Origin of the sequence: Peptoniphilus obesi ph1 (genome assembly GCF_000311865.1) — a bacterium.
Taxonomy (GTDB): Bacteria; Bacillota; Clostridia; order Tissierellales; family Peptoniphilaceae; genus Peptoniphilus_E; species Peptoniphilus_E obesi.
The window spans coordinates 71,324-83,128 of record NZ_HE978581.1; the positions used below are offsets into that span (position 1 = coordinate 71,324).

Here is an 11,805-nt window from a genome sequence, read left to right on the forward strand (position 1 = left end):
GTGAGATGGATTTAACCATCTCACTTCCTAATTCTATACAAAATTTAGATGGGTTGTGATCGTATTAGACTTCTCGGACTGGATGTAGGTGATAGGTGGATAGGTGTAGCAATTAGTGATGAATTACTTTTAACTGCTCAACCATTGAAAACTATTAAAAGAGAATCCAATAAACAAGCGTATGAAGAAATACATGAAATTATAAACTCCTACAATATTTCTAAAGTTGTTGTGGGACTACCAAAAAATATGAACAATTCCATAGGACCTCAAAGTGAAAAAGTTATAAAATTTGCAAATAAATTATCTAATAAATTTGATATTGAAGTTGTTTTCCAAGACGAAAGATTAACAACAATTTCTGCTAATAGAATTTTAATTGAAGCAGATGTTAGAAGGGAAAATAGAAAAGCCTACATAGATAAAATTGCAGCTACATATATATTACAAACTTATTTAGATAAAACTGGAGGAACAAATGAATAAACAAATTTTTTATGACGAAGATGGTAAAGAAGTAGAATTTAATGTCAAAGAAAAATTTAGATACAATGATAATGATTATTTAGCTATGGAAAAAGTTGACGATGATTCTTTAATTTATTTACTCAGAATAGAAACAGACCAAGATGGAAATGAATATTTAAGTGGAATTGATGATGATGAATTGGAAGAGGTTAAAGATGCCTATGAAAATTTATTTGATCAGGGAAATGAAGAGGTTTTATGATGAGTATCAAATCTAATGATGTTAAAGAAATTTTAAAAGAAAATGGACATAAATATACTGGACAAAGAGCTAAAATTTTTGATGTGTTTTTAAAAAATCCTGAAAAACATTTGTCTACAGAAGATGTTTATGAATATATATCAAAAGAATTTCCTGAAATAGGTATAGCAACTATTTATAGAACTTTGATGCTTTTTGAAAAATTAGGAATATTATATAAAATTAGCTTTGATGATGGCGTTGTTAGATACGAATTAAGAGCTAATAAAAATGCACATAGACACCATCACTTGATATGTTTAAATTGCCAAAAAATAATAGAGGTTAAGCTAGATCTACTTGATTCTTTAGAAAAACGAATAGAAGAAACTGAAAATTTTAAAATAGTCGATCATAACTTGAAATTCTATGGATATTGTGAAGACTGTCAAAAAAAGGAGATCGATAATGAAGAATAGTAATAAGTTAAAAATAATTCCACTTGGTGGTATGCACGAAGTTGGTAAAAATTTAACTATTATAGAATATAGAGATGAAATTATAATTGTAGACTGTGGTATGACATTTCCAAGCGAAGAACATCTTGGCATAGATGTTATAATACCTGATATAACTTATTTGATAAAAAATAAAGATAAAATTAAAGCTATGGTATTAACTCACGGTCACGAAGATCACATAGGTGCTATACCATATGTCTTAAAAAAGGTTAAAATGCCAATATATGGTACTCCTTTGACTATAGGACTGTTAGAGAATAAATTAAAAGAACATCATTTAGGCAAAGTTGACTTACACGTTGTTCATGCAGGAGACAAAGTTAAACTTGGAAAAATGGAAGTTGAATGGATAAGAGTTAACCATTCAATACCTGATTCTTGTGCAATAGCAATTAACACACCTCTTGGATATGTTTATCACACTGGAGACTTTAAAGTTGATTTTACTCCAATATCAGATGGAGTTATTGACTTACAAAGAATTGCTCAAATTGGAGAAAAAGGTGTTATAGCTATGATTGGTGAGTCTGTCAACGTTTTAAGAGAAGGCTACACCATGAGCGAATCAACAGTTGGAGAAACTTTTAATAGAATTTTTTCTCAAAAAAGAGATAATAAAATAATAATCGCAACCTTTGCATCCAATGTTCAAAGAGTTCAACAAATTATAAATTCTGCAGAAAAATTTAATCGTAAAGTTGTATTATCTGGAAGATCTATGGTAAATGTTATAGAGACTGCAAGAGGTTTAAATTATCTAAATGTAAAAAAAGATACCATCATAGATATGAAAGATATAAATAAATATGAAGATAAAGAGTTATGTTTTATAACAACAGGATCACAAGGTGAGCCAATGTCAGCTCTTACAAGAATTGCTTATGGTGAACATAAGAAAATTCACCTTACACCAAATGATGTAATAATTCTATCTGCTACTCCTATACCAGGCAATGAAATAGATGTTACAAAGGTAATAAATAAACTTATGGAATCTGGAGCTGAAGTTATTTATGAAGCTTTAACAGAAATACATGTTTCTGGTCACGCTTGTCAAGAAGAACTAAAATTAATTATGTCTTTAGTAAATCCTAAGTATTTTATTCCTGCTCATGGAGAAATAAGACACCTATATAAACACAGAGAAATAGCTATGTCTTTAGGCATACCAAAAGATAATGTATTTGTTATGGATAATGGAAATTGCTTAGAAATTTCTCAAAATGGCGCTAAACTTATTGGAGATGTACCATCTGGAGATATATTAGTAGACGGATTAGGTATCGGCGATGTTGGAAATATAGTATTAAGAGATAGAAAAAGACTATCAGAAGATGGTTTAATTATTATCGTATTAACAATATCTAAAACTAAGAGAGAATTAATTTCTGGACCAGATATAATTTCAAGAGGATTTGTATATGTTAGAGAATCTGGAGATTTAATGGATGATGTTAAAGATATTGTAAGCAAAACTATAGAAAATTGCAGTAAAGAAAGTATTTTAGATTGGTCTTTATTAAAAAATAATATTAAAGACGATTTAAAAGGATTCTTATTCCAACAAACAAAGAGAAATCCAATGATACTTCCTATAATTATGGAAATTTAAAGTATTAGGAATCGAAAGATTCCTAATTTATTTTGTAGAGGTAAATTTAATGGTAGATATCAACTATGAATATATTGATGAATATATCGACGATTTATATATAAATAAGAATGAAAAACTTCTAGCTATTAGAAATATGGCGGAAGAAAATCATATTCCTATAATAGAAAAAGCAACAGAGGATTTTTTGAAATTTATTATTTCTATTAAAGATCCTAAAAATATATTAGAACTAGGAACAGCTGTTGGATATTCAGCGATTGTCATGGCAGAAGCTGCTAAAAATATTAACTTAATAAACACTGTTGATAAAAATGAAAATATGTTAAAAATGGCAAAAGAGAATATAGATAAATTTTCTTTAAATCAAATAATAAATTTAAATTATATGGATGCCTATGATTATTTAGTAAGTGATGAAAATAAATATGACTTAATTTTTATTGATGCAGCTAAGGGGCAATATCAAAAATATTTTGATGAAGCAATAAATCTACTTAATGATGATGGCATTATTATTTGTGATAATGTTCTGTTTAAGGGAATGGTTGCTAATAATGATCTACTAAAAAGAAGAAAGAGAACTATTGTTAAAAGATTAAGAGAATTTATAGTAAATATAAAAAATGATGATAGATATTTATCAAGTATTGTGCCTATTGGTGATGGCTTGATGTTAGTTAGGAGAAATAATGCATAAAAAAATAGAATTACTTGCTCCAGCAGGGGATTTAAATAAACTTAAAACTGCAATTGATTATGGAGCAGATGCTGTTTATCTTGGTGGAGATAGCTTTGGTTTAAGAAAGGCATCTAAAAATTTTAGCTTGGAAGAAATAGAAAAAGCTGTTTCATATGTACATGAAAGAAATAAAAAACTTCATGTAACATTAAATATAATACCTCATAATAATGATATTCAAGGAATAGATGACTATGCTAAATCTCTTTATGAAATAGGTGTTGATGCAGTAATAGTATCAGACCCAGGTATGTTTTCTAAAATTAGACAGGCAGCTCCTAATCTAGATATCCATATATCTACTCAAGCATCAGTTACAAATATTGATACTGTAAAATTTTGGGCAAATCAAGGAGCAAAAAGAGTTGTACTTGCAAGAGAACTTTCTTTAAAAGAAATAAAAGAAATAGTAGACAATACTAAAGATATGATTGAAATAGAAACTTTCTTACATGGAGCTATGTGTATGTCATATTCTGGAAGATGTTTATTATCTAATTATATGACTGGCAGAGATGCAAATATGGGAGATTGTGCTCAACCTTGCAGGTATAAATATTATTTAATGGAAGAAAAAAGACCTGGTCAATATTTTCCAATTGAAGAACATGAAGAAGGAACCTTTATAATGAACTCAAAAGATCTTTGCATGATAGAGCATGTGGATGATTTAATAGAAGCTGGTATAGCTAGTCTTAAAATTGAGGGAAGAGTTAAGAGTGAATATTATTTAGCAACAGTTATTAGGTCTTATAGGATGGCTATAGATAATTATTATAATGATCCAGAAAATTATAAGTATGATCCTTACTATCTTGATGAAATAAAAAAAGTTAGTCATAGAGATTTTACAAGTGGATTTTTTTATGGAAAAGCCAATGAAAGCTCACAGGTCTATGAAAAAAATTCATATATAAGAGGATATGACTTTATAGGGATTGTTCTTGATTATGATAAAGAAACAAAAATTGCAACAATTGAGCAAAGAAATAGAGTCTTTAAAGGCGAAGAAGTAGAAATATTTGGACCAGCAATTAAAGATTTCAAACAAAAAATAGATTATATGACTGATGATAAGGGAAACGACATAGAAACGGCTAATAAGGCTAAGCAAATATTTAAAATAAAAGTTAACCAAGACGTAGAAAAGGGATATTTCTTAAGAAGAAAGAATGAAGAATAAATAGAAATAAGTAGGCAAGATATCTTGTTTACTTATTTTTTTATGGATATAATTTTAACAAAGGATAAATATAATTGTATATATTAAGGAGGTTATTTTTATGGCTTTTTCAATGAAAGATAAAAATGTTATAATCACTGGCGGTGGAAAGGGAATAGGGAAATCTATTACTGAGGTATTTTTGAAAGAGGGAGCTAATGTTGTTTTTTCTGGACGAAATGAAAAAACAGGAGAAGAAACAGTAAAAGAATTTTCTAAATATTCAAATAAATTAAAATTTATTAAAGCTGATGTTGCTATTGAAGAAGATACTCAAAATTTATTTAAAATGTCTAATGACTATTTAGGATCAATAGATATAGTTGTTTTAAATGCTGGATATTTCCCTCAACAAAGAATTCAAGATATGACAAGTTCTGACTGGGATACAGTTGTTGATATAAATTTAAAAGGTGTGTTTTTAAATACAAAAGAAGCTATGAAATATTTAAAAGAAGGTGGAAGAATTGTTATAACTTCTTCTATAACAGGAAATAAAGTAGGAAATCCTGGACTTGGTCATTATGGAGCTGCAAAGGGCGGAGTAAATGGATTTATGAGAACAGCTGCTCTTGAACTATCTACTAAGGGAATTACTATCAATGCAGTTGAGCCAGGAAATATTATGACACCAGGTATGGAAAATGTTCTTGGAGCAAAATATATTAAAGATCAAGAATCAATTATACCACTTTCTAAGTTAGGGGAACCTGAAGATATAGCTTATGCTATTATATTTTTAGCATCAGATGAAGCTAAGTATATAACAGGTCAAAGTATAGTTGTTGATGGAGGACAAATTCTTCCAGAATCAGCTTTAGATTTACACTGAAATTTATATAAAAAGCTATGGGTTTTTCGACTCATAGCTTTTTTTCGTACCTTATATTGGTCTTAGCTTCCTTGACTTATTTTTTTAAAAGATATAAAATTATACTGTACAAGTTTGTATATGTAACATGATTATAAAAATTTTGAAACTTGAAAATTGAATAAGGAGGTGTATAGATGGATAATCCAGTATTTTTTTAGTTTGTATTGTATTAGTTATTATTGGTATAGCCATAGGTTATGCTATTAAAAAATATATAAGTGAAGGCAAAATAAATGATGCAAATGTTCTAGCTACAAGAATCATTACTGATGCTGAACATGATGCTGAATCTAAAAAAAGAGAACTACTTCTTGAAGCTAAGGAAGAAATACACAAATTAAGGAATGACAGTGAAGCTGATATAAGAATTCGCAGAAAAGAACTTCAAACACTAGAAAATAGACTAGTAAATAGAGAGGAAAGTGTTGAGAAAAAAATATCATCACTTGAAAGAAAAGAAGATAGTTTAAATTCTAAAATAGATAATTTAAATGCTAAAAATGAAAAAGCAGATAAATTAATAGAGGAAAGAGAGCTAGAACTTCAAAGAATCTCAGGTCTTACTGCTGATGAAGGTAAGAAGCTATTATTATCAGAATTAGAAAAAGAGATGACTCAAGAATATGCAGTCAAAATTAAAGAAAATGAAGCAAGGATAAAAAGCGAAAGTGACAAATATGCAATGGAAATCATAGCTCAAGCAATCCAACGTTGTGCTGCTGATCAAGTTGCTGAAAGCACAGTATCTGTTGTAAATTTACCGAATGATGAAATGAAGGGTAGAATAATCGGTAGAGAAGGACGTAATATTAGGTCCATTGAGTCTTTAACTGGTGTCGATTTAATTATTGATGATACACCAGAAGCTGTTGTATTATCATCTTTTGATCCAGTAAGAAGAGAAGTCGCTAGAATTGCTTTAGAAAGACTAGTATCAGATGGAAGAATTCATCCAACTAGAATTGAGGAATCAGTAGAAAAAGCTCAACAAGAAGTTGAAAAAATGATCAAAGAATCTGGAGAACAAGCTGCCTATGATGCGGGTGTGCATGGTCTGCATCCTGAAATTATAAAATATCTAGGTAGATTAAAATACAGAACAAGTTATGGACAAAATGTGCTAAAACACTCAGTTGAAGTATCGAATATAGCGGGAATTCTTGCTAGTGAACTAGGAGCTGATGTTAGATTAGCAAAAAGAGGCGGATTATTACATGATATCGGAAAGAGTATAGATCATGAAATTGAAGCTCCACACGTTGAATTAGGAGTCGATATTGCTAAGAGATATAAAGAATCTGATGGTGTAGTTAATGCTATTGAATCACATCATGGAGATGTTGAACCAAAATATATTGAATCTGTACTAGTTCAAGCTGCGGATGCTATATCTGCTGCTAGACCAGGAGCTAGAAAAGAAACAGTTGAATCTTATATTAAACGTTTAGAAAAATTAGAAGAAATCGCTACATCTTTTGAAGGTGTTGAGAAATCTTATGCTATCCAAGCTGGAAGGGAAATTCGTATTATTGTTAAGCCTGAAATGATTTCAGAAGCTGAAATAACTATAACTGCTAGAAATATAGTTAATGAAATAGAAAAAGAATTAGATTTTCCTGGACAAATTAAAGTTAATGTTATAAGAGAAACTAGAGCGATTGAATATGCAAAATAAATAAGAACCTGCTTGCGGGTTCTTATTTTAATATATAAAACTATTTAGGAGGTGGGGAATTGATAAAGAGTAATTTATTGGATGATTTTATATCTTACTTAAACACATCTAGAGGAACATCTAGTATGACTAGTAAAGAATACTATTATGATATTAGAACTTTCTTTCGATTTATTTTACTTCGAAAAGGTATAGTAGATGAGAATGAAATTGAAGATGAAGATGACATTGATATAGACCTTGTCAATATAGACTTAATAAAATCCATAGATAAAGTCGATATGTATGCTTATGTATCATATCTAGATAAGCAAAGAAAAAATAATAATAAGACTAAATTTAGAAAAATATCTTCAGTAAGAACATTTTTTAATTATCTAACTAATAAGATTGATATATTAGAATACAACCCAGCAAAAGATATAGACATGCCTAAGATAGAGAAGACACTACCTGTTCATCTAAGCTTAGATGAGGCCTATAAGCTATTAGATGCTGTTGAAGAAAGTAATTCCAATCAAGTCTATAAGGCAAGAGATTTTGCAATGATAACTATATTTTTAAATTGTGGTATTCGTCTTAGTGAATTATCAGGCTTAAATGTTGAAGATATAGAAGATGATGACAGAATGGTTGTTACAGGCAAGGGATCTAAAGAAAGATCAATATACTTAAATAAGGCAAGTAAAGAAGCAATTGATAATTATCTTAAAGTGAGACCAGAGAGTCAGGATAAAGCCTTATTTTTATCTAACCGCCTTACTAGAATAAGTAATCGCCAAATACAAAGAACTGTAGAAAAATATGTAAAAAAAGCAGGTCTTGATCCTAATAAATATACAGTTCATAAATTACGTCATACTGCAGCTACACTTATGTATCAATATGGCGGAGCTGATATAAGATCTTTGCAAGAAATATTAGGTCATGAATCAGTCACAACTACACAAATATACACACATATAACAGACGAAGGGTTAAGAAGTACGGTAGAGAGTAATCCTTTATCTGATTATAAGCTAGAAAGTGAAAACAAAAAGGTCACAAAATAACAATTTTGTGACCTTTTTGTTTTGTTCTATTATATATTTTATTTAAAGATGTATCTTATCTTAAATCAATATAAATTGCTATTTAACTAAGCTCAAGGACTTTTCCATACACTAATTAACAGGTATAGCAATTATTCTTCCAACTTGAAGGTTGTCATCTATATTATTGATCTTTTTAACTTCTCTAATAAAATCTCTTTTATCTTCTTTGAAATTATAATTATCAACTATTGACCATAATGTATCATTGCTTGATATCCTATAATATGAATATTCTACATCCTCATTCTCATTATAGTAATTTTCTAAATTAACTACATTAACACCTGATAATAATATGAACATCAATAAAAGTGATATTAAACAATTCTTCTTTTTCAAATAAAATTTATTTTTATGGTATTTCATAAAGCACCTCAATCTTATAAATAAATATATGTTCCAAATATACGTTCAGAACATTTGATCTGCATCTATCATAAAATAAGAACATATATTTGTCAATACTTTTGAGCAAAAAATAAACGTTTGTTTGAAATATTTGTTCGTATCTGTTATAATTTAATTAAAATTGGATTGAGAGGTATTATAAGTTATGTATGAAGATCTAACTAAAAGAGAAAGAGATATTTTATTATATATAAAAAGTGCTATAAATATTAATGGTTATCCCCCAACTGTAAGAGAAATCTGTTCTAAATTAAATATAAAGAGTACATCCACTGTTCATGGTAGTATGGAAAAACTTGAATATAAGGGATATATAAAAAAAGACCCAACTAAACCTAGGGCTATTTTAATTTTAGATAATAACGATGATGTTTTAATGAATAAAAAAAAGACAATTGATGTGCCAATTGTTGGATCAGTAACCGCAGGAGTTCCTATATTAGCTTATGAAAATATAGAAGATACATATCCTCTACCTTTTGATTTTGCAAAGGATAAAGACCTATTTATTTTAAAAGTTAGCGGAGAGAGTATGATTAATTCAGGAATACTAGATGGGGATTTTGTAATCATAGAAAAGGCTTCTTACGCTAAAAATGGGGATAAAGTTTTGGCTTTAATTGATGATGAAGCTACTATTAAGTCTTTTTATAAAGAAAAAGATGGTTATAGATTACAACCAGAGAATGATTTTATGGATCCAATATATACAAAAGACCTAACTATTTTAGGAAAAATAGTAGGCCTTTATAGGAGATTTTAATTATATAAAATATTTTAATACATTCATTAAAGCTATTTTCGCATGATAATAAGTTAATCCACCTTGGTAATAGACCGTATAAGGGTCTCTAAGAGGTCCATCTGCTGATAGTTCAATAGAGGAACCTTCAATAAATCCACCAGCTGCCATTATAACCTTATCTTCATATCCTGGCATGTCCCAAGGTTCAGGTGTAAATATTGAGTCTACCGGAGATGATTCTTGAATTGCCCTACAAAAACTCTTTAGAAGTTCAGGATCTTTAAGTTCAATTGCAAGTATTATGTCAGATCTTTTATCAGTAGATTTAGGAATCGTTTTATATCCTAGTTTTTCAAACACTCTTGAAAATAGCAAGGCAGAATTTATAGCGTCTTCTACAACTTTTGGTGCAATAAATAAACCTTGAAGTATTTGTCTTGTCATGCCAAAGCTTAGACCACAATCCTTTCCTATACCAGGCGCTGTTAGTCTATTTGCAACTCTTGATATTATGTCTTTACTTCCAACTACATAACCTCCGCTATATGCAAGTCCACCACCAGGGTTTTTAATTAAAGACCCTGCCATTATATCTGCAGAGAAATCTGTTGGTTCATACATTTCTGTAAATTCTCCATAACAGTTATCAATAAAAATTATTATATCCGGAAATTTATTTTTTATATAGTCACTTGCTTCTCTTATCTCATCAATCGTTAAAGCCTTTCTGTCAGAGTACCCTGTGGAACGTTGTATAGCTATTAATTTAGTATTATCTTGGATTATTTCATCTATATTTTGGATATCAATTGATCCATTTTTTAAAGCAAGCTCTGAATATTCAACTCCAATCTCTTTAAGACTTCCCTTCTCTTGTCCAACTATTCCTATAACCTTTTGAAGTGTGTCATATGGTCTTCCAGAAATAGAAAGCATATGATCGCCCTTATTTAATAAAGAAAATAAGGAAAGAGATATTGCGTGAGTTCCACTTACTATATTTGGTCTTACAAGAGCATCTTCAGTGTTAAAGATATCAGCATATATATCTTCTACTTTATCTCTACCAATATCACCGTATCCATACCCTGTTGTCCAATTAAAATCTGTTGATTGTAATTTTTGATTTTGCATAGCTTTTAAAATTTTAACCTGATTATATTGGCTAATTATTTTTCTATTTTCAAAATCTTTTTTTAATCCTTTCTCAGCTTCATCAACAAAGTTATAAATTTCCTTAGATATTCCATATTTATCTTCTAAAATTTTATATAAATTTTCCATTTTATTTTTTAAATTTTTCTCCCATTAAATTTTCGATATCTTCTTTCCAATTATCACAATCTTTATTTATCCAAATGACTCTTTCATCACGTCTAAACCAGGTAAGTTGTCTCTTAGCATATCTTCTAGAATTTCTTTTTATAAGATCTATGCACTCATCCAGGCTTATCTCTGAATTGAGATAAGAAATAACTTCCTTGTATCCTATTGCTTTAAGACTATTAAAATTATAATCATCAAGATCTTTAATCAAATCTTTAGTTTCATCTATTAATCCGAGTTCTATCATCTTGTCCACTCTATTATTAATTTTGTCATATAATTTTTTTCTATCCATATATAAGCAGATATATAATAGATTGTAGTCATTATTTTCTTCTCTTAATCGATTGTTTTCTTTTGTAGAAGTTTTATTAATTTCTAGAGCTCTTATTATCCTGTTTTTATTATTAGGATCAATTTTTTTTGCAGAGGCTGGATCAATTTTTTCTAATTTTTTATAAAGATAGTCAAGTCCTTTATCAGCTGCTGTATCCTCTAATTCCTTCCTATACTCAACATCTTTTGCTTGATTTTGGAAAGTTAAGTTATAGCATAGAGAATTGATATAAAGGCCCGTACCACCAACTACTATTGGTAATTTTCCTCTATTATTTATATCTTTTATAAGAGATTTTGCTTTTTTTTGAAAGTCAGATACAGAAAAATTTTCATTAAAATCAACAATATCTAACATATGGTGCTTTATATTAGAGTTACTATAATCAACTTTAGCTGTTCCTATATCCATTTTTTTATATATTTGCATAGAGTCAGCTGATATAATTTCTCCATTATATTTTTCGGCTAATTCAATTGATAGTTCACTTTTGCCAACGCCAGTAGGCCCAGCAATAATTAATAAATTATCTTTATTCAT

General features: G+C 29.0%; 13 protein-coding genes. 10 read left to right on the plus strand and 3 right to left on the minus strand.

The window, feature by feature from the left end:
• Nucleotides 1-48 precede the first annotated feature (48 nt).
• The 9 genes from ruvX to HGPB_RS04025 all read left to right on the plus strand — a co-directional run bounded on the left by ruvX (nt 49) and on the right by HGPB_RS04025 (nt 8,407).
• Entirely contained in the window at nt 49-486 is a 438-nt protein-coding gene (gene ruvX, locus HGPB_RS03985; protein WP_019132403.1) for a Holliday junction resolvase RuvX, read from the plus strand.
• Nucleotides 479-730: a DUF1292 domain-containing protein gene (locus tag HGPB_RS03990; protein ID WP_019132404.1), complete on the plus strand. Its 252-nt coding sequence runs from the start codon at nt 479-481 to the stop codon at nt 728-730. Before ruvX ends, HGPB_RS03990 begins: the two co-directional genes overlap by 8 nt.
• The gene (locus tag HGPB_RS03995) at nt 730-1,188 is read left to right on the plus strand and encodes a Fur family transcriptional regulator (RefSeq protein ID WP_019132405.1); all 459 of its coding nucleotides are present in this window, start codon (nt 730-732) and stop codon (nt 1,186-1,188) included. Before HGPB_RS03990 ends, HGPB_RS03995 begins: the two co-directional genes overlap by 1 nt.
• A complete protein-coding gene (locus HGPB_RS04000; protein WP_019132406.1) occupies nt 1,178-2,842 on the plus strand; it encodes a ribonuclease J in 1,665 nt (554 codons plus the stop codon). Before HGPB_RS03995 ends, HGPB_RS04000 begins: the two co-directional genes overlap by 11 nt.
• Before the next feature lie 49 nt (nt 2,843-2,891).
• The gene (locus tag HGPB_RS04005) at nt 2,892-3,542 is read left to right on the plus strand and encodes an O-methyltransferase (RefSeq protein WP_019132407.1); all 651 of its coding nucleotides are present in this window, start codon (nt 2,892-2,894) and stop codon (nt 3,540-3,542) included.
• Nucleotides 3,535-4,767: a peptidase U32 family protein gene (locus HGPB_RS04010; RefSeq protein WP_019132408.1), complete on the plus strand. Its 1,233-nt coding sequence runs from the start codon at nt 3,535-3,537 to the stop codon at nt 4,765-4,767. Before HGPB_RS04005 ends, HGPB_RS04010 begins: the two co-directional genes overlap by 8 nt.
• A 100-nt stretch (nt 4,768-4,867) precedes the next feature.
• Entirely contained in the window at nt 4,868-5,638 is a 771-nt protein-coding gene (locus HGPB_RS04015) for an SDR family oxidoreductase (RefSeq protein ID WP_019132409.1), read from the plus strand.
• Nucleotides 5,639-5,828: 190 nt separating this feature from the next.
• Nucleotides 5,829-7,355 (plus strand): ribonuclease Y, encoded by a 1,527-nt coding sequence (rny, locus tag HGPB_RS04020; RefSeq protein ID WP_036738304.1) that lies wholly within the window; start codon nt 5,829-5,831, stop codon nt 7,353-7,355.
• A gap of 59 nt (nt 7,356-7,414) precedes the next feature.
• Nucleotides 7,415-8,407, plus strand: a complete 993-nt coding sequence (locus HGPB_RS04025; RefSeq protein WP_019132411.1) for a tyrosine recombinase XerC — start codon at nt 7,415-7,417, stop codon at nt 8,405-8,407.
• Nucleotides 8,408-8,518: 111 nt separating this feature from the next.
• On the opposite strand, the gene HGPB_RS04030 is transcribed toward HGPB_RS04025, so the two are convergent.
• The gene (locus HGPB_RS04030; protein WP_019132412.1) at nt 8,519-8,815 is read right to left on the minus strand and encodes a LysM peptidoglycan-binding domain-containing protein; all 297 of its coding nucleotides are present in this window, start codon (nt 8,813-8,815) and stop codon (nt 8,519-8,521) included.
• Nucleotides 8,816-9,002: 187 nt separating this feature from the next.
• Here HGPB_RS04030 and lexA point away from each other — a divergent pair, with 187 nt between their 5' ends.
• Nucleotides 9,003-9,620, plus strand: coding sequence for a transcriptional repressor LexA (lexA, locus tag HGPB_RS04035; RefSeq protein ID WP_019132413.1), 618 nt, complete (start codon nt 9,003-9,005; stop codon nt 9,618-9,620).
• Here lexA and HGPB_RS04040 read toward each other — a convergent pair whose 3' ends face one another.
• A complete protein-coding gene (locus tag HGPB_RS04040) occupies nt 9,621-10,886 on the minus strand; it encodes a methionine gamma-lyase family protein (RefSeq protein WP_019132414.1) in 1,266 nt (421 codons plus the stop codon). It abuts the gene before it with no gap.
• 1 nt (nt 10,887) lies between these two features.
• On the minus strand, nt 10,888-11,805 hold the full coding sequence (gene miaA / locus HGPB_RS04045; RefSeq protein ID WP_019132415.1) for a tRNA (adenosine(37)-N6)-dimethylallyltransferase MiaA: 918 nt from the start codon (nt 11,803-11,805) through the stop codon (nt 10,888-10,890).